Origin of the sequence: Phocaeicola coprocola (assembly GCF_041333015.1) — a bacterium.
GTDB classification, from domain to species: Bacteria; Bacteroidota; Bacteroidia; order Bacteroidales; family Bacteroidaceae; genus Phocaeicola; species Phocaeicola coprocola.
Map to the genome: position 1 here is coordinate 2,176,063 of NZ_JBGKGM010000001.1, position 18,285 is coordinate 2,194,347.

The 18,285-nt window shown below is 42.0% G+C and carries 16 protein-coding genes and 1 riboswitch; of the genes, 13 read left to right on the forward strand and 3 right to left on the reverse strand.

The features are described from left to right. Window positions 1-7: 7 nt before the first annotated feature. Entirely contained in the window at window positions 8-709 is a 702-nt protein-coding gene (locus ACDG22_RS08955) for a Crp/Fnr family transcriptional regulator (RefSeq protein WP_007568870.1), read from the reverse strand. A gap of 118 nt (window positions 710-827) precedes the next feature. Between ACDG22_RS08955 and ACDG22_RS08960 the strand changes: the two genes are divergently transcribed. Then, the gene (locus ACDG22_RS08960) at window positions 828-3,023 is read left to right on the forward strand and encodes a DUF5686 family protein (RefSeq protein WP_235776960.1); all 2,196 of its coding nucleotides are present in this window, start codon (window positions 828-830) and stop codon (window positions 3,021-3,023) included. Window positions 3,024-3,050: 27 nt separating this feature from the next. Here ACDG22_RS08960 and ACDG22_RS08965 read toward each other — a convergent pair whose 3' ends face one another. After that, on the reverse strand, window positions 3,051-4,208 hold the full coding sequence (locus ACDG22_RS08965; protein WP_007568866.1) for a glycosyltransferase: 1,158 nt from the start codon (window positions 4,206-4,208) through the stop codon (window positions 3,051-3,053). A gap of 175 nt (window positions 4,209-4,383) precedes the next feature. On the opposite strand from ACDG22_RS08965, the gene lepA reads away from it, so the two are divergent. The 12 genes from lepA to ACDG22_RS09025 all read left to right on the forward strand — a co-directional run bounded on the left by lepA (window position 4,384) and on the right by ACDG22_RS09025 (window position 17,522). Then, window positions 4,384-6,165, forward strand: a complete 1,782-nt coding sequence (gene lepA / locus ACDG22_RS08970; protein WP_007568864.1) for a translation elongation factor 4 — start codon at window positions 4,384-4,386, stop codon at window positions 6,163-6,165. A 543-nt stretch (window positions 6,166-6,708) separates the two neighbouring features. After that, window positions 6,709-7,260 carry an RNA polymerase sigma factor gene (locus ACDG22_RS08975; RefSeq protein ID WP_370858844.1) on the forward strand — a complete coding sequence of 184 codons (552 nt, stop codon included), beginning with the start codon at window positions 6,709-6,711 and terminating at the stop codon, window positions 7,258-7,260. A 132-nt stretch (window positions 7,261-7,392) separates the two neighbouring features. Further along, window positions 7,393-7,818 (forward strand): SoxR reducing system RseC family protein, encoded by a 426-nt coding sequence (locus ACDG22_RS08980; protein WP_007566067.1) that lies wholly within the window; start codon window positions 7,393-7,395, stop codon window positions 7,816-7,818. A 20-nt stretch (window positions 7,819-7,838) separates the two neighbouring features. Then, a complete protein-coding gene (locus tag ACDG22_RS08985) occupies window positions 7,839-8,804 on the forward strand; it encodes a Fe-S cluster domain-containing protein (protein WP_007566068.1) in 966 nt (321 codons plus the stop codon). Between the two features lie 35 nt (window positions 8,805-8,839). Further along, window positions 8,840-10,177: an electron transport complex subunit RsxC gene (gene rsxC / locus ACDG22_RS08990; RefSeq protein WP_007566069.1), complete on the forward strand. Its 1,338-nt coding sequence runs from the start codon at window positions 8,840-8,842 to the stop codon at window positions 10,175-10,177. Window positions 10,178-10,190: 13 nt separating this feature from the next. After that, window positions 10,191-11,180, forward strand: coding sequence for an RnfABCDGE type electron transport complex subunit D (locus ACDG22_RS08995; RefSeq protein WP_007566070.1), 990 nt, complete (start codon window positions 10,191-10,193; stop codon window positions 11,178-11,180). Continuing rightward, the gene (locus ACDG22_RS09000) at window positions 11,177-11,839 is read left to right on the forward strand and encodes an RnfABCDGE type electron transport complex subunit G (RefSeq protein WP_007566071.1); all 663 of its coding nucleotides are present in this window, start codon (window positions 11,177-11,179) and stop codon (window positions 11,837-11,839) included. The genes ACDG22_RS08995 and ACDG22_RS09000 overlap by 4 nt, the downstream gene beginning before the upstream one ends. Before the next feature lie 16 nt (window positions 11,840-11,855). Beyond that, window positions 11,856-12,440 (forward strand): electron transport complex subunit RsxE, encoded by a 585-nt coding sequence (gene rsxE / locus ACDG22_RS09005; protein ID WP_022125638.1) that lies wholly within the window; start codon window positions 11,856-11,858, stop codon window positions 12,438-12,440. Between the two features lie 19 nt (window positions 12,441-12,459). Further along, window positions 12,460-13,059, forward strand: coding sequence for an electron transport complex subunit RsxA (rsxA, locus tag ACDG22_RS09010; RefSeq protein ID WP_007566073.1), 600 nt, complete (start codon window positions 12,460-12,462; stop codon window positions 13,057-13,059). A 204-nt stretch (window positions 13,060-13,263) separates the two neighbouring features. Next, a complete protein-coding gene (galE, locus tag ACDG22_RS09015) occupies window positions 13,264-14,298 on the forward strand; it encodes a UDP-glucose 4-epimerase GalE (protein ID WP_007566077.1) in 1,035 nt (344 codons plus the stop codon). A gap of 299 nt (window positions 14,299-14,597) precedes the next feature. Next, a riboswitch (Fluoride riboswitch) is annotated at window positions 14,598-14,666 on the forward strand. 113 nt (window positions 14,667-14,779) lie between these two features. Beyond that, window positions 14,780-16,057 carry a voltage-gated chloride channel family protein gene (locus ACDG22_RS09020; protein ID WP_007566079.1) on the forward strand — a complete coding sequence of 426 codons (1,278 nt, stop codon included), beginning with the start codon at window positions 14,780-14,782 and terminating at the stop codon, window positions 16,055-16,057. 112 nt (window positions 16,058-16,169) lie between these two features. Then, window positions 16,170-17,522, forward strand: coding sequence for an MATE family efflux transporter (locus tag ACDG22_RS09025; protein ID WP_007566081.1), 1,353 nt, complete (start codon window positions 16,170-16,172; stop codon window positions 17,520-17,522). Here the strand turns inward: ACDG22_RS09025 and ACDG22_RS09030 are convergent. Beyond that, window positions 17,519-18,262 carry an SDR family NAD(P)-dependent oxidoreductase gene (locus ACDG22_RS09030; protein WP_007566082.1) on the reverse strand — a complete coding sequence of 248 codons (744 nt, stop codon included), beginning with the start codon at window positions 18,260-18,262 and terminating at the stop codon, window positions 17,519-17,521. The genes ACDG22_RS09025 and ACDG22_RS09030 overlap by 4 nt on opposite strands. Window positions 18,263-18,285 lie beyond the last annotated feature (23 nt).

The window sequence follows — 18,285 nt, forward strand, 5'->3', positions numbered from 1 at the left end:
TATGAGGCTATCCTATTTTGCTGATTTTCTTCAGACGTTCTTCATCAATTAGCTTTATCTTACGTCCGTCAATAATAATCAGTTTTTCTGTTGCGAAATTAGATAAGGTACGAATAGCATTCGAAGTAGTCATATTGGATAAGTTAGCCAAATCTTCTCTTGACAAATAAATGCTAAGTGTACATTGATCTTCTTCTACTCCATAAGTATCTTTAAGGAACAGAAGTGATTCGGCAAGACGTCCTCGAATGTGTTTTTGAGTCAGGTTTACCGTACGTTCATCCGAAATACCCAAATCTTTTGATAATTGGCGAATAAAGAACATTGCCAGATCTGCATTTTCCTGAATTAACTTGATAATGACAGGCATGGGTATCAGACACATTGTACATGGCTCGAATGCCGCTGCTGCTGTTACAAAGTTTTCCTCTGCAAAGTAAGCACGATAAGCAAAGTATTCTTTATTCTTTATGACACGAATAATCTGACTGCGTCCGCCTACACCATCCTTGTATATCTTTACTTTGCCACTGAGCAGGCACATCAGGTGCATGGGAGTTTCTCCTTCACAGTAGATTGTTTCGTTTTTTTTATATTTCTGTATTGTAAAATTTTGCGCAAGTAATTCACGTTGCGATTCGGTAAGAGGCTGCCACAAATCAGGGATACTTTCGGCAATCTCGGCTTCTGTTAATTCCTTCTTGACCATAACTGCTATAAAACCATGTTTTGTAGCACAAAGGTAGGAAGAAAAATTTAAAAACTTAATTTTATCCTTGAAAAATGTCGTGTGTACATATGGATTTGTTATATATTTGCTTCTGTTTATGGGAAAATTAAGAAATATATATCATATTATATTCCGATTGTTAATGTACCTTCTTGCTTTAAGTTTTGCCACTGAAGCAAGGGGAGGGGATAATATGCCGTCTTATCTTTCCAAACCACATGTTACCGATTCTGTACTTTCCCATATTTTTCATTCGGCATCAGTCTATGCTCAAGAGGTGGGAGAGTATAAAGCCGATTTGTACCTGAAAGGTCGGTTGCAGATTCATAAGCAAAATAGAATCATCAAGTATGTTCCTTCTATGTTTCGTTTTGAGAAGGGAGTAAATGACTATATACATGAGTCCATCAGCGAATTACATTATACGGCTCCTCATATATACGACCGGAAGATTCGTGCTGTTTCTACAACTTTTACGGGAGGTAACAGCCGTTTTTTTGATATAATGGATTTTGTTAAGTTTAATATTTATGCTCCTTCGTTGATGGAAGACAAAGTTCTTTCACCACTTAACGAACAGTCTAGTGTACATTATTATTATCTGCTTGATTCGATCGATTACTGGAAGGAGGGAGAAGTTTATAAAATACGTGTAATACCCCGTTATCGTAGTACCCAGTTGCTTGAGGGATTTTTTTGGATAACTACGAATGACTGGACGATACGTTATCTGAATTTTCATGGAACGTACGACCTGATTCGCTTTCATGTGGCAATGCGTATGGGGGAGACGGAAAAAACAAAGTATCTTCCTCAGCTGATAAATTTGGATATCGTATTTAAGTTTTTGCGTAATAACCTGGAAATGAATTATACGGGCTGGCTAAAGTATGATGAGGTTATTTTTAAGAAAAAAGAAGAAATGGATGTACTGCTGAAGAAACGGCATAAATATAATTTGTCTAATTCTTACACGTTAACTTGTGATACCACACGTTTGGTTCAGGATCGTGATTCGTTTGCCTGTATTCGTCCTTTGCCTCTTACCGATTGGGAAGACAGTTTATATTTGTCTTTCGATGAGCGTCGCCGCAAGGAACAGGGAGATACTTTGCAAAGAGTAGAAACTAAATTTAAGAAAAATCTGGTGTATATCGGACAGTTGGGAGATGCCTTGATTAGTAGTTATGATATTGATATATCTAAAGTTGGTAATATTACATGCTCTCCTTTAATAAACCCTTTGCTCGTAAGTTATAGCCATCGCAATGGAATTTCGTATCGTCAGGAGTTTAAATATAATAAACTTTTCCACGATGGGAGATTATTGCACATCGTACCTCAGATCGGTTATAATTTTACGAAGAAAGAGCTTTATGCTAAAATGGATGCAGAATATGTTTACAACCCTATGAAACATGGATCTGTTTCTGTGAATGTAGGAAACGGTAACCGTATCTATAGTAGTTTGGTGCTCGACCAACTGAAAGAAATGCCGGACAGTCTGTTTAGCTTTGATGGGCTTGAACTGGATTACTTTAAGGATGTATATCTGAATATTTCTCATAATATTGAGATTATAAACGGACTGACTTTATGGACAGGGGTGGCCATGCACTGGCGTTATGCAGCAGAAAGTACTCCGGAAGTGGCAAGCCGGGTACGTTTGAAGTATAACAGTTTTGCTCCTCGATTGCGTGTTGAATGGACACCGGGTATGCACTATTATATAAACGGAAATCGAAAGGTGAATGTTGGCTCGAGTTATCCTACTTTCCTTATAGATTATGAACGTGGAATAAAGATAATGAAGAATTCAGGGGAATATGAACGTTTTGAATTCTCAGCGGAGCAAAAGATACGTGTTCGTGACCTGCATACGATTGCTTATCATCTGGGTGGAGGTTTTTTTACAAATCAGAATGATATGTATTTTGTGGATTATGTGAATTTTGCCAATCGCAATTTGCCTCAAGGATGGAATGATGATATCGGAGGTACATTTCAGATGCTGGATGGGCGCTGGTATAATGCCTCACGTCATTATTTCCGTGGAAATATGACATATGAAACTCCTTTTTTATTATTATATCCTGTAAGTCGGTTGCTGTCGTTTATTCAAAAGGAAAGAGTTTATGCAGGTATCTTGTTCATGCCTCATTTGAATCCCTATCTGGAATTAGGTTATGGAATAGGTACACATCTGTTTGATTTTGGGGTATTCGTGGGAAATGAAAAAGGTAAATTCACATCTGTGGGATGTAAATTTACCTTCGAGCTGTTCAATAGATGATAATCTAATTCTTTATGTATTCTTTCTTTATTTTCTTAGGAAGTCTTTCTTTTTGCGTAGCAGATATTGCATTTGCCGTACCAGACTCCATAATGGACGAAGAATGTCAAACAATGGGAAAATACAACATAGGTTTTCATTCAGATCGCGGCTCGTATGGTGAAAGACAGTCATTGTCGAAATAAAACGGATTAGCCAAAACAAGACAATGAGGCCCATACCGATCCATTGTTGCTCTATAATACTGAATGCCAAAGCCGAAATTGTAGCTAGATGAAATAGTCCGCAGGTCCATGTGTCGATAGCATTGATAAACCTTGCCATGCCCTGATAATAGTGTCCGGTAACCATCGCATTCATTTTTTCTTCAAACCAGATACGCTTGTAAGGAGGAACCGGCATGCGGACAATGCTGTCTTCTCCTGAAGCTACACGAGTATTGTATTTGTTTGCAACTGCATTGATGAATAAGTCATCTTCTCCTCGTTGCAGTTGCAGATGATCTGCAAAACCCTTATGCTTTTCATACAAACTTTTTCGGTAAGCCAGATTACGTCCTATACCCATATACGGATTGCCTGCTAAAGCCATACCTAAATACCGGAGTGAATGGAAAAATGAGTCGGTTGTGATTCGTCGGGCAAACCATCCTTTTTGGGGTAGATAATTGCTGTATCCTAGTACGATATCTGTATTTGGAGTCATTTGTTCGGCCAGTCTTCTCAGCCAGTTCCGGCTGACAGGACAGCAATAAGGTTCTGTAACTACAAGCCATTCATAACGGCTGGCACGTATTCCCATTGCGATGCCCAGCTTTTTCCGACTGACGTAGCGGGCAGTTTCCGGAATGAAGGTGTGATACAGATTATTGTATTTGTCGGATAATAACTTCAGGATGTTTTCATCTTCTCCAGCCGACTTGTCATTGATGACAACTACCTCAAATTCCGGATAATCTTGTTCGAGAATGGCAGGAAGGTTTTTGGTTAATGCACTTCCGGAGTCTTTGGTCACGATAATAACTGATAGTGGTGGAAGTTCTGTGCCGGCAGCTTCATTCTTTTTTTTGAAATGCCGATGTATGCGGTTGTAGATTCCAAAAACGTAACATAACTGAATCGCACAAAGTATGCCACAGACTGCAACCAGCAAAAAAGTGGTAGATGCCAAATCGAGTGTAATCATATTGTGAGTCTTATAATAAAAATCGGTACAAAAATAGAGTAATTTTTCGAGATTGCGCTCAATCTGTCTTCTAATAAAGGATGATTTTTTGTGCCTTATTCAATTTTCGCTATCTTTGCATGGCGTAAAATAATGTTACGCTGCCGGAAGAATCAGAAAATAATAAAAGTAAGAAATGAAGAATATACGTAATTTTTGTATTATTGCCCATATCGACCACGGAAAGTCTACACTGGCAGACCGCCTTCTGGAGTATACTCAGACAGTGAAGGTCACAGAAGGACAGATGTTGGACGACATGGATTTGGAGCGCGAGCGTGGTATAACTATCAAAAGTCATGCTATTCAGATGGAGTATACCTATAAAGGTGAAAAATATATACTGAATCTGATTGATACTCCGGGGCACGTCGATTTTTCTTACGAGGTATCTCGTTCTATCGCTGCATGTGAAGGAGCTTTATTGGTAGTAGATGCTTCGCAAGGAGTGCAGGCACAGACCATTTCTAATCTTTATATGGCACTGGAACATGACCTGGAGATTATTCCGGTAATGAATAAGTGTGATATGGCGAGTGCTATGCCGGAAGAAGTGGAAGATGAAATTATCGACTTGTTGGGGTGTAAGCGTGAAGATATTATCCGTGCATCTGGAAAAACCGGCATGGGCGTAGAAGAGATTCTTCAGGCGGTAGTCGAACGGATTCCATGCCCGGTGGGAGATGAAGAAGCACCTTTGCAAGCTTTGATCTTCGACTCTGTATTCAATTCGTTTAGAGGTATCATTGCGTATTTCAAGGTAGTAAACGGAGTGATTCGTGCCGGTGATAAAGTTAAATTCTTCAATACTGGAAAAGAATACGATGCCGATGAGGTTGGAGTGTTGAAAATGGATATGGTTCCTCGTAAGGAGCTTCGTACCGGTGATGTTGGTTATATCATATCCGGTATCAAAACCTCGAAGGAAGTTAAGGTCGGCGATACGATTACTCATATTTCTCGTCCTTGTGATAAAGCTATCGATGGTTTTGAAGAGGTTAAGCCTATGGTCTTTGCCGGTGTCTATCCGATAGAGGCTGAGGATTATGAGAATCTGCGTGCATCGTTGGAGAAACTTCAGCTGAATGATGCTTCACTTACTTTCCAGCCGGAATCATCATTGGCATTGGGCTTCGGCTTCCGATGCGGATTCTTGGGATTGCTCCATATGGAAATCGTTCAGGAACGTCTGGACCGTGAGTTTGATATGAATGTCATCACGACTGTTCCCAACGTGTCATATATGGTGTATGATAAGCAGGGAAATGTGCAGGAGGTACATAATCCTGGTGGCATGCCTGATCCGACTCTTATCGATCATATCGAAGAGCCTTATATCGATGCGTCCATCATTACTGCTACCGATTATATTGGCTCGATTATGACATTGTGTTTGGGTAAGCGTGGTGAGCTGGTTCGTCAGGATTATATTTCGGGTAATCGTGTAGAGCTTCACTATAAAATGCCGTTGGGTGAAATTGTGATAGATTTTTACGATAAGTTGAAGAGTATATCGAAGGGATATGCTTCTTTTGATTATCATCAGTCGGGCTTCCGTCCTTCGAAACTTGTTAAACTGGATATCCTGTTGAACGGTGAATCTGTAGATGCACTTTCTACCCTAACTCATTTTGATAATGCATACGATTTGGGACGTCGCATGTGCGAGAAACTGAAGGAGCTGATTCCCCGTCAGCAGTTTGAAATAGCCATTCAGGCAGCTATCGGTGCTAAGATTATTGCTCGTGAAACGATTAAAGCAGTACGTAAGGATGTAACAGCCAAGTGTTACGGTGGTGATGTGAGCCGTAAGCGTAAGTTGCTTGAAAAACAAAAGAAAGGAAAGAAACGTATGAAGCAGATCGGTACGGTAGAAGTGCCTCAGAAAGCTTTCCTTGCTGTGTTGAAATTGGATTAAACAGGTAATTTAGTCAGTCTATAGACTGTGCTCTTTTTAAAGACGCCCTCTGTATTTTCATGATATGTAAATGACTTGGTATTGTACCAGTCTTTGAATAATGAAAAATACAGAGGGTGTAATGTCTTAGGGTCTATGTTCTCCTTTTGTCGACCAGCTGTTCTATATGAAAATTTATTGTAGAATCTTTGTCTTTTTGTATAAATAATTTGTCTTTTCCTATAAAAGGAGGCAAAACTTTATACTCTTCTTTTTAAAAGGTTTTTTCACTTTTTCATCAAAGTCTTTAATTAATATTTTGATATTACGGAAAAAAGAGTTTCCTTTGTAACAAATCATTAAACAAATCCGTGTTTAATAGGAATTCAAAAACGCTTTCTGTTGAATATAAATTCGTTTGTGGTTTTGAGTTCTTGATTTTGAAATTGTCTGTAACACGGTATCACTCTTCTACAGTAGTTGTCTTTGGGTTTCAGAAGGAATAATTGAGCAGGGGACGCTGTGTGCGGGCAGATTGTTAAACCCTTAAAAGTCAATCCTGCTATGGAAGATAACGAAAGAATATTCCCGGATGATAAGTTGGTTTCTATGTTTCGTAATGGTGACAGTCACGCTTTCGAAATTTTGTTGTCACGTTATGATGAATGCATAATGAGAGCTATCCGAAAGAGTACCATTAATAATAATGATAGCGTAGAAGACCTGTATCAGGAAATTGTTACCCATCTCTATGAAAAACTAAAATGCGTATACAAGGCAAATGGCCATTTCGGAGCATGGCTGAATTGCGTCGTTGGGAATTTTTTATGTAGTGTGTATCGTAAGAAACATCAGGATTGCCTTCCATTGAAACTTGATATATTGAAAGATGACGATTGTCTTGTCGATAATTATATTTCAGCAGAAAGAAGAGAGCGGAAATTCGAGGATCTGAAAGAGGCTGTAGAAGGCCTGTCGGAAGAATTGGGCCGTTTGGTTAAAATGAAAATCTGGGAGGGGATGACCTATCAGGAAATATCAGAACAGACAGGTATTAATAGATCTACAGTTGTAAAACGCTTGAAGTCTGCTTATCAGGAGTTGGAAAAAGGATGATTGCTAAAGGATATGACGATGCTTTGATATAAAATTTTACTTTTTTTAATGAGAAAAACATTGTTAACGTTACCAATGAAACAATTTTTATAGTACATTTGCCACGGATTTGTAAAGTACGGTTTGCAAAACATGGTAAATAGTATAAAACATCTAGGTATTGTGGAAAACATCAATGGCTCTCGCTTGAAAGTAAGAATTGTGCAGAGTTCAGCTTGCTCGTCTTGTAGTGTGAAAGGACACTGTAGTGCTTCCGAAACCAAAGAAAAAATAATTGATGTTTATAATAAGAATGGAGTTCCATGCCAGATTGGCGAACGAGTAATGATTGTTGGAACTACCTCAATGGGTATGAAAGCTGTCTTTTTAGCTTTTGTACTCCCTTTTGTCGTGTTATTGCTTGCCCTGATTTTTTCGTTGAAACTGACTGGGGGGGATGAGGTTTTGTCGGCTTTGATTTCTTTGGCTACCCTGGTTCCCTATTACCTTATTATATATATGTGCCGGCAGAAAATCAGCCGCTCGTTTATGTTTACCCTAGAATCAATATATAATTAATAAACTAACTTTATATTTTTATGAACTTAATTTTGGTTGCAGTGATTTCATTGGGGGCCATTGGCTTGATTGCCGCAGTTATTTTGTTTGTGGCTTCAAAGAAATTTGCTGTGTATGAAGATCCGCGAATTGCTCAGGTAGCCGAAGTGCTTCCACAAGCTAACTGCGGTGGATGTGGTTATCCGGGATGTTCTGGTTTTGCCGCTGCTTGCGTGAAGGCTGGTTCACTCGAAGGAAAACTGTGTCCGGTGGGCGGTCAGCCTACCATGGAAAAGGTTGCTGGTATTTTAGGACTGGAGGCTACAGCTTCAGAACCTAAAGTAGCGGTAGTGAGATGTAACGGTACATGTGCCAACCGTCCTAAACTTACTCAGTACGACGGTGTGCGTTCATGTGTAGTAGCTAATTCCACTTATGGAGGTGAAACCGGATGTACATTCGGCTGCTTGGGATGTGGCGACTGTGTGAGTGCTTGCCAGTTCGATGCCATTCACATGAATCCGGAAACCGGATTACCCGAAGTGGATGAAAGTAAATGTACTGCTTGTGGTGCTTGTAGCAAAGCATGTCCGCGCAACATTATCGAAATCCGTCCGAAAGGAAAGAACAACCGTCGTGTATACGTACAGTGTGTCAATAAAGATAAAGGTGCTGTTGCACGTAAGGCTTGTACCGCTGCATGTATCGGCTGTGGCAAGTGTGTGAAGGTTTGTCCGTTCGAAGCTATTACACTCGAAAATAATCTGGCATACATCGATCCGGCTAAGTGTAAATCTTGCCGCAAGTGCGAAACTGAATGTCCTCAGAATGCAATTGTTGCAGTAAATTTCCCTCCTCGCAAGGCTAAACCTGCTGACGCTGCTCCTGCAGCACAGGCTGCTTCTGCTGCACCAAAGGCTGCTCAGCCTGTAGCTGAACCTAAAAAGGAAACAGTGGAAGTTAAAGCTGCTGAAGCTCCGAAAGAAGCTCCTAAAACTGAGGCTTAATCAAAATTAGTAATTAAATTAAAAAGATATTTACAGTGAAGACATTTAGAATTGGTGGAGTTCATCCAGCAGAAAATAAATTGTCAGCAGGCAAAGCTATCGAAACGCTTGCTCTTCCTAAGCAGGCTGTTTTCCCTTTGTCACAGCATATCGGTGCTCCCGCTACTGCTATCGTAAAAAAAGGTGATGTAGTGAAGGTCGGAACCAAGATTGCTGAAGCAGGAGGCTTTGTTTCTGCCGCTATCTTCTCTTCTGTTTCTGGTAAAGTAAACAAAGTGGATAGCGTTATCGACGCCAGTGGCTATCGTAAACCGGCTATTTTTATTGATGTGGAAGGTGACGAATGGGAAGAAAGCATCGACCGCAGCAGCGAACTGGTAAAAGAATGTAACCTGACTCCTGAAGAAATTGTTGCTAAGATAAAAAATGCAGGTGTTGTTGGTATGGGTGGTGCTTGTTTCCCTACTCATGTAAAACTTACTCCTCCTCCGGGCTGTAAGGCAGACTGCGTAATTATCAATGCAGTAGAATGTGAACCATATCTGACAGCCGACCATCGTCTGATGCTGGAAAAGGCAGATGAAATATTGGTTGGCGTACAGATTCTGATGAAAGCAGCTAAGGTTACCAAAGGATATATCGGCATTGAAAATAATAAGCCGGATGCCATCAAGCTGATGACAGAGAAGGCTGCTGCTTATCCTGGTATTGAGATTGTTCCTTTGAAAGTGAAATATCCGCAAGGAGGTGAAAAACAGTTGATTGATGCTGTTATTGGCCGTCAGGTTCCTGCTCCTCCCGCAATTCCTATTAATGTAGGTGCAGTCGTTCAGAACGTAGGAACTGCTTATGCAGTATACGAGGCTGTACAGAAAAACAAGCCTTTGTTCGAACGTATCGTAACCGTTACAGGAAAATCGTTGAAGAACCCTTCAAACTTCCTGACACGTATGGGTACTCCGATGAGCCAGCTTATTGAAGCTGCCGGCGGTCTGCCCGAAGACACAGGAAAGGTAATCGGCGGTGGTCCGATGATGGGTAAGGCACTGGCCAATACCGAAGTTCCTATCTGCAAAGGTAGTTCGGGCGTATTAATCATGAACGATAAGGAAGCATGTCGTGCAGAACCTCAGCCATGTATCCGTTGCGCTAAGTGCGTTAGTGCTTGTCCGATGGGACTGGAACCGTTCTTGCTGGCTACTTGCTCGGCTCATGGCGACTGGGAACGTGTAGAACATGAAATGATTATGTCATGTATCGAGTGCGGTTCTTGTCAGTTCACATGTCCTTCTCATCGTCCGATGCTGGACTATATTCGTTTAGGTAAAGGTAAGGTGGGCGGAATTATCCGTGCACGTAACGCTAAAAAATAATTGAATTTTAATTATGGCAAACAAATTAATTGTATCATTATCACCCCACGTGCATAGCGGTGACAGCGTACAGAAGAATATGTATGGTGTAATCATCGCTTTGGTGCCTGCCTTGCTTGTATCATTCTACATGTTCGGTCTGGGGGCTGTCATTGTCACGTTGACTTCTGTCATTGCGTGTCTGTTTTTCGAATGGGCTATTACAAAGTATATCTTGAAGCGTGAACGTACTACCATTATGGATGGTTCTGCTGCGCTGACCGGTATTCTTCTTGCATTCAACTTGCCTTCTAATCTTCCTTTATGGATTATCATCATCGGTGCGCTGGTTGCTATCGGTATTGGTAAGATGACTTTCGGCGGATTGGGATGTAACCCGTTCAACCCTGCTTTGGTAGGACGTATTTTCTTGCTGATTTCTTTCCCTGTACAGATGACTTCATGGCCTGTTACCGGTCAGTGGGCAAGCTATACAGATGCTGAAACAGCTGCAACTCCACTTGCTCTGATGAAGCAGGCTGTACATGGCGATGCAAATGCATTGAGCCAGTTGCCCGATACAATGAGTCTTTTCTTGGGTAACAATCCGGGATGTATCGGTGAAATCAGTGCATTGGCTTTGCTTATCGGTCTGGTATATATGTTATGGAAAAAAATCATTTCATGGCATATTCCGGTATCTATCATCGCAACAGTGTTCGTATTCTCAGGCTTGATGCATCTGGCAAACCCTGTAGCTTATGCATCTCCGTTCGTTCACCTGTTTACCGGTGGTTTGATGTTGGGAGCAATCTTTATGGCTACCGACTATGTTACTTCACCTATGACTCATAAAGGAATGATCATTTATGGTGTAGCTATCGGATTCCTGACAGTGGTAATTCGTCTTTTCGGTGCTTATCCGGAAGGAATGTCATTCGCTATTTTCATCATGAATGCATTTACTCCGTTGATTAACACTTATTGTAAACCTAAACGATTCGGGGAGGTAGTAAAGAAATGAAAAAACTTGAATCATCTTTAAAGAATATGGCCTTGGCACTAACAGGCTTTTCTGTAGTAGCCGGAGGTTTATTGGGCTGGGTGAACGATATTACCGCTGAGCCGATTGCTCAGGCAAATGCTAAAACATTGAGTGATGCAATTGCTGTAGTGGTTCCGGGATTTGACAACAACCCTGCCGAAGCGCCCGAAACTGTAGAGGTAAACGGTGCTACTTATAAGATTTATAAAGCAACTAAAGGCGGAGAGCCGATAGGAGCTGCCGTAGAGTCGTCGGCAAACGGATTCGGTGGTGCGCTGACCGTATTGGTTGGTTTTGATAATGATGGAAATATCATCGATTATTCTCTGTTAAGTCATGCAGAAACTCCGGGATTGGGTTCGAAGGCTGCCGACTGGTTTAAAAAGGGAGCTAAAGGCGACATTACCGGAAAGAATCCGGGTGAAGCAGCCCTGACTGTAAGCAAGGATGGGGGACAGATCGATGCGATTACGGCTTCTACCATTACTTCACGCGCTTTCTTGCTGGCAGTGAACAATGCTTATGCAGCATATAAGAATCAGTATGTAGATGGTGCTAGCGGTGCAACTACCCAGGCTGAAGAGGCAGATGCTGAAACAGCTGTTGCTGCTGATAGTACAAATGTTGAAAATAATTAATAGGAAGGAGCAGACTATGAATAATTTTAAAGTATTGATGAACGGGATTGTAAAAGAAAATCCTACGTTTGTACTCCTTTTGGGTATGTGTCCTACGCTGGGTACTACCTCTTCTGCCATTAATGGTATGGGAATGGGACTGGCTACTATGTTCGTTCTTATCTGTTCGAATGTGGTGATTTCGTTGATTAAGAATCTGGTTCCTGACATGGTACGTATTCCTATTTTCGTTGTAGTTATCGCTTCGTTCGTAACCTTGTTGCAGATGGTGATGCAGGCTTATGTCCCCGCACTGTATGCTACCCTCGGATTGTTTATCCCCTTGATTGTGGTAAACTGTATCTTGCTGGGACGTGCAGAAGCTTTTGCTGCAAAGAATAATCCGCTTTCGTCGTTCTTCGACGGACTGGGTATGGGACTTGGTTTTACCATTGCTCTGACACTGTTGGGCGGTGTTCGTGAATTCCTTGGAACAGGTAAGTTGTTTAACATTGCCATCATGCCGGAAGAATATGGTATGCTGATCTTTGTACTGGCTCCGGGAGCATTCATCGTATTGGGTTACCTGATTGCTATTGTAAACCGTCTGAAAAAGGCATAACTCCTAAAAAGTAGAAGATATGGAATATATATTGATATTTATCACCGCTATCTTTGTGAACAACATTGTGTTGTCACAGTTTCTCGGTATCTGTCCGTTCTTGGGCGTTTCTAAGAAGGTAGAAACCGCTATGGGTATGGGAGCTGCTGTTGCCTTTGTGTTGACGCTGGCTACCATTGTGACTTACGTTATCCAGAAGTTTGTGCTCGATGCTTTCGGACTGGGTTATTTGCAGACCATTGCATTTATCCTTGTCATTGCGGCATTGGTTCAGATGGTGGAAATTATTTTGAAGAAAGTTTCTCCGGCTTTGTATCAGGCTCTGGGAGTATTCTTGCCGTTGATTACAACAAACTGCTGTATCTTGGGTGTGACTATTCTGGTTATTCAGAAGAATTATGATTTGCTGACAGGTGTTGTCTATGCGTTCTCTACAGCTCTCGGTTTTGCTTTGGCATTGATCGTCTTTGCTGGAATTCGTGAACAACTCAGTCTGGTGAATATCCCTAAAGGTATGCGTGGCATGTCTATTGCATTGGTCACAGCTGGTCTGCTGGCAATGGCATTCATGGGCTTCTCTGGTGTAGATAAAGGCCTGGCAGTTTTATTTGGACTGTAATCCGCACGAAACCTGATTGGTTAATATATTGAATGAGCAGAACTCTTTTCTGTCCGGAAGGATGAAAGAGTTCTGCTTTTTTTATGCCTTTGCATATTTATTTGATAAATTTGAGAGAGTTTTTTCTGACAGATGACGTGATATTCGATAATTATTTCTACTTTTGTTGAAGAAAAAATTTGAAGGACGTAATTTTATAGCAATATGAAAGAAAGAATTCTGGTAACAGGTGGAACCGGTTATATTGGTTCTCATACAGTTGTAGAGCTTCAGAATAGTGGTTATGAGGTAATTATTGTAGATAATCTTTCGAACTCTCGTGCTGATGTAGTCGATAATATTGAAAAGATTACAGGTATTCGTCCTGAATTCGAACAGGTAGACTGCTTGGATTATGCAGGAATGGATGCTGTGTTTACCAAATATCCAGGTATTAAAGGAATTATCCATTTTGCAGCAAGCAAGGCTGTAGGTGAATCAGTGCAGAAACCTTTGTTGTATTATCGCAACAATCTGGTTTCATTGATTAACTTGCTGGAGCTGATGCCTAAGCATAACGTTCCGGGCATTATCTTCTCATCTTCATGTACAGTATACGGTCAGCCCGACAAACTTCCTGTTACAGAAGAGGCTCCGATTAAGAAAGCAGAATCACCTTATGGAAATACAAAACAGATAAACGAAGAAATTATTCGTGATACTGTGGCTTCCGGCTCTCCGATTCATGCTATTCTGTTGCGTTACTTCAATCCGATAGGTGCTCATCCTACAGCACTCATCGGTGAATTGCCTAACGGTGTTCCGCAGAATCTTATTCCGTATCTGACTCAGACAGCTATCGGCATCCGTGAAAAATTGAGTGTATTTGGTGATGATTATAATACACCTGATGGTTCATGTATCCGCGATTATATTTATGTTGTCGATTTGGCTAAGGCACATGTTATTGCCATGAACCGTATCCTGGAAAACAAACAGAAAGACAAAGTTGAAGTATTCAATATTGGTACAGGTAGAGGCCTTTCTGTTCTGGAACTGATTCATGCTTTTGAATCGTCAACAGGAGTGAAGCTGAATTATCAGATTGCAGGTCGTCGTGCCGGAGATATCGAACAAGTGTGGGCCGATCCTTCTTACGCTAACAATGAATTGGGCTGGAAGGCTGAAACTTCTATCGAAGAAACACTGCGTTCAGCATGGAACTGGCAGCTGAAACTTCGTGAAAAAGGAGTTCAGTAATCGGTTGAATGAAAAATGATAAAAAACGTTAATATATAAAACCAAAACGTTTGAAGAAATGTTTTATTGATGCAGACGCTTAAAACACTTGGATGTATGTGAATATGTGTAAGTGTTACCTGTTCCAGAAGTGGAAAAGGAGCGTTAATGCATAGTAGTTTTGTCGTGTTTTATTTTGTGTTTGTGTTGTGACTGTTTCTCGACGTGAGTCGGGAAACAGTTTTTTGTTTGCAGAATTTTGTATAACTTTGCAGCCGATTTTGAATTCTGTCCGATTTTACCGATTATTCAGGCTGATTCAAAGTCAGGGGAATGGGACTTCCCTGTTATAAACCGCTAATAAAGTAGCTGATAGTTCCTGCCGGAGTTGGTCTTTGGAGTAAGACTGGCAGGAAAATCTATATCTGCTTGTCTGAAAAAAGAATCCGGCTTCCGTTTTCGAAGAAGTTATTTTTATTGTTTGACAAAATATAGACAAGAGATGAAGATTCAGAAAAATCAAAACATTGCGATGAAACTGCAACAGTTTCCTTTACTTTTTTATTTATTCAAGTGGCTTTTTCTTTCTGCTATATCCGGAGCGTGTATCGGTTCGGCTTCCGCCTTATTGTTGGTTTCGCTGGAATGGGCAACCCAATATCGTGAACACCATCTGTGGATTATAGCCCTGCTTCCTGTAGCCGGCTTGGTCATCGGACTGATGTATCATTACCTGGCAGGTACGGCGTCACGGGGAAATAATTTTTTGATAGAAGAAATCCGTTCTCCGCATGACATAATTCCTTTTCGGATGGCTCCTCTTGTTTATATAGGAACAGTTCTGACACATCTGTTTGGCGGATCAGCCGGACGTGAAGGAACCGGAGTGCAGATGGGAGGGGCAATAGCCGACCGTTTTTCCAAGCTTTTCCGTTTGCCCAGACGCGACCATCGGGTTATGGTGGCAATAGGTATCAGTGCCGGCTTTGCTTCTATTTTCGGTACACCGCTGGCAGGAGCTGTATTTGGCCTGGAGGTAATCATTGTGGGAAGAATGCGTTATGAATCTATTCTTCCGGTCTTTTTGTCGGCTGCCTTTGCACATTTGACTTGCCATTCCTGGGGCGTAGAGCATACGCTTTATCCGGCTCCTGTAGTTCCGGAACTGGGCGTTTCAAATATCTTGTGGGTTGCTCTTTCGGGCATTGTATTTGGAGTTGTCGCGATGGCATTCTCACGTTCTATCGGTTTCTGGGGAGGAGTGGCAAAAAAGTTTATATCCTATCCACCTTTACGTCCGGTAGCAGGAGGTATAATAATTGCCTTGGCAGTCTGGCTGTTGGGTACGACCAAGTACATCGGACTGGGTGTGCCGACCATCGTAGCCTCTTTTTCGGAACAGCAGATGTGGTATGATTTCCTCTTGAAACTGATTTTTACAACATTTACGATTGGTGTTGGTTTTAAGGGAGGAGAGGTTACTCCTTTGTTCTTTGTCGGAGCTACCTTAGGCAGTGCCTTATCTTTTATCATTCCATTGCCCATGAGCCTATTGGCCGGACTCGGATTTGTAGCCGTTTTTGCCGGAGCCACCAATACCCCGATAGCCTGTACCTTTATGGGAATCGAACTGTTCGGTATAGAGCCGGGAATTTATCTGGGCATAGCTTGTGTCGTAGCCTATTTGTTTTCCGGACATACAGGAATATACACGTCGCAGGTTGTTGGTACTCCCAAACATTTACTCTATTTGCGTGATAAGGGAAAGACGCTGAAATAAGTCTTGATTTATAGCAAGATTTTGAAGATAAAAAATGAGAAAACTGTTAAATCGGCAATATTATCCATGGGTTTCCGTAATTTTGTAACCTATTTCAGAAACAGACACGGATATGGCACAATTAAGAGAAATGACAACAGGTCCTTCACTGCCGTTGATCTTCAATTTCACATTACCTTTATTGCTGGGTAACTTGTTGCAGCAGACTTATTCATTGGTTGATGCGGCTATTGTCGGAAAATTTCTTGGGATAAATGCCCTGGCATCGGTCGGAGCAAGCACTTCGGTGGTCTTTCTTATATTAGGCTTCTGCAACGGATGCTGTGGAGGATTTGCTATTCCCGTAGCTCAGAAATTTGGTGCGCGCGACTATGTGACGATGCGGCGTTATGTTTCTGTCAGTCTGAAAATAGCCGGAGTCATGTCGGTCATCATCGCATTGCTTACCAGCCTGCTGTGTGCCTTTATTCTCCGGACGATGCAGACGCCTGAGAATATTTTTCAAGGAGCATACAGCTATCTGCTGGTAACTTTCATCGGAGTGCCGTGTACATTTTTCTACAATCTGCTGTCCAGCATCATACGTGCGTTGGGCGATAGCAAGACACCTTTCTGGTTTCTGCTTTTCTCGACAATCTTGAATATTATACTTGACCTCTTCTGCATACTGATTATGGGGTGGGGGGTAACAGGAGCTGCTGTCGCTACGGTATTTTCTCAGGGAGTTTCGGCTGTATTATGCTATTTTTATATGTACCGGAAGTTTGATATTCTGAAAACAGAACCTTTAGACCGTCGCTTCCGTCCGGAACTTGCCAGACAACTGATGTACATTGGCGTGCCTATGGGACTTCAGTTTTCCATAACCGCTATTGGCAGTATCATGCTTCAGAGTGCGAATAATGCGCTGGGTACGGCATGTGTGGCAGCCTTCACAGCCGCTATGCGTATCAAGATGTTTGTGATGTGCGCGCTCGACAGTCTGGGAATGGCGATGGCTACGTACAGCGGGCAGAATTACGGTGCGGGCAAACCAGGCCGTATCTGGCAGGGCATTAAGTCGGCTTCACTGATGATGATAATCTATGTAGCTGTAGTGGCAGCTCTTATCTGGGGATTTGCCGATAAGTTTGCCTTGCTGTTCATTTCTGCTGATGAAACGGAAATCATAGCCGATACAGCCTTATTTCTGCACTTCAATGTTTCTTTCTTCCCCTTGCTGGGCATGCTCAGCATACTCCGCTATTCCATTCAGGGAGCGGGATATACCAAGCTTGCCATGTTTTCCGGCGTTTCAGAGATGATAGCACGTGTGCTGGTAAGTGTGATTATTGTTCCACTTTGGGGATTTGTAGGAGTATGTGTGGGCGACCCAACCGCATGGCTTTTTGCCAATCTCTTCTTGATACCCGCATTTATCTATGTATATCGCCGTTTGCAGGTCATTGTAGCCAAAGAACGTTAGTTCTTCACCGGCATCCGTTTCCAGATTCCCGCAGGGATAAGCTTCCAGAAGAATACTAGCAGACGGTATCTCCAGTCGATAACGGCAATGCGCTGTTTCCTGTGTAGGGCTCGTACGATATGTGCGGCTACTGTTTTCGGTGACATGAGCATGGGATAATGTTTCCCGTCGTTCAGAAGTCCGGTAGCGACAAAGCCCGGCCGGATGTCTGTGAAACTGATATGCAGGTGATGCATACGCGATAATTGTTCGAGTGCATCGATATATGTATTCTGGAAACGCTTGGTTGCCGAATAAGCCGGTGCGATACCCAAGCCTTTAGTTCCGGCTATGGAACTGATGATTGCGATATGACCTTTACCCTGCTGGCGGAAGTGCCGGAAAGCATATCCTACCATACGTACGAATCCTGTACCGTTTGTTTCAAGCGTATTCAGTTCAATGTCGGGCGAAAGCTCAAAATTCTGGAAACCGATACCGGAACTTTGTAGAAACAAATCCATGCCTCCCAGTTCCCCTATTAGTTTCTCCAGTTCGTTTTCTGCCCCTTCTTTCCTGATGTCGAGTGCACAGATTTTTATTCTGTCGGGAGATTTCTTCTGAAATTCCAGCAGATTTTCCCGGCGTCTTCCTGCTATGCCGAGATACCATCCTTCGGCTAATAATAACTGTGCTACCTCATAGCCTATGCCCGAGGTTGCTCCTATGATGACTGCACGTCTGGTTTTCGGTGAATCCATATCAGTGGTTGTTATAGTGTGTA

Bases quoted from the DNA above. Each gene is read 5' to 3' on its own strand.
- galE (WP_007566077.1), top strand. From the start codon at position 13,264: ATGAAAGAAAGAATTCTGGTAACAGGTGGAACCGGTTATATTGGTTCT.
- ACDG22_RS09020 (WP_007566079.1), top strand. From the start codon at position 14,780: ATGAAGATTCAGAAAAATCAAAACATTGCGATGAAACTGCAACAGTTT.
- ACDG22_RS08980 (WP_007566067.1), top strand. From the start codon at position 7,393: ATGGTAAATAGTATAAAACATCTAGGTATTGTGGAAAACATCAATGGC.
- ACDG22_RS09000 (WP_007566071.1), top strand. From the start codon at position 11,177: ATGAAAAAACTTGAATCATCTTTAAAGAATATGGCCTTGGCACTAACA.
- rsxA (WP_007566073.1), top strand. From the start codon at position 12,460: ATGGAATATATATTGATATTTATCACCGCTATCTTTGTGAACAACATT.
- ACDG22_RS08965 (WP_007568866.1), bottom strand. From the start codon at position 4,208: ATGATTACACTCGATTTGGCATCTACCACTTTTTTGCTGGTTGCAGTC.
- ACDG22_RS08985 (WP_007566068.1), top strand. From the start codon at position 7,839: ATGAACTTAATTTTGGTTGCAGTGATTTCATTGGGGGCCATTGGCTTG.
- ACDG22_RS08995 (WP_007566070.1), top strand. From the start codon at position 10,191: ATGGCAAACAAATTAATTGTATCATTATCACCCCACGTGCATAGCGGT.
- ACDG22_RS08955 (WP_007568870.1), bottom strand. From the start codon at position 709: ATGGTCAAGAAGGAATTAACAGAAGCCGAGATTGCCGAAAGTATCCCT.
- ACDG22_RS08960 (WP_235776960.1), top strand. From the start codon at position 828: ATGGGAAAATTAAGAAATATATATCATATTATATTCCGATTGTTAATG.
- lepA (WP_007568864.1), top strand. From the start codon at position 4,384: ATGAAGAATATACGTAATTTTTGTATTATTGCCCATATCGACCACGGA.
- ACDG22_RS08975 (WP_370858844.1), top strand. From the start codon at position 6,709: ATGGAAGATAACGAAAGAATATTCCCGGATGATAAGTTGGTTTCTATG.
- ACDG22_RS09030 (WP_007566082.1), bottom strand. From the start codon at position 18,262: ATGGATTCACCGAAAACCAGACGTGCAGTCATCATAGGAGCAACCTCG.
- rsxE (WP_022125638.1), top strand. From the start codon at position 11,856: ATGAATAATTTTAAAGTATTGATGAACGGGATTGTAAAAGAAAATCCT.
- ACDG22_RS09025 (WP_007566081.1), top strand. From the start codon at position 16,170: ATGGCACAATTAAGAGAAATGACAACAGGTCCTTCACTGCCGTTGATC.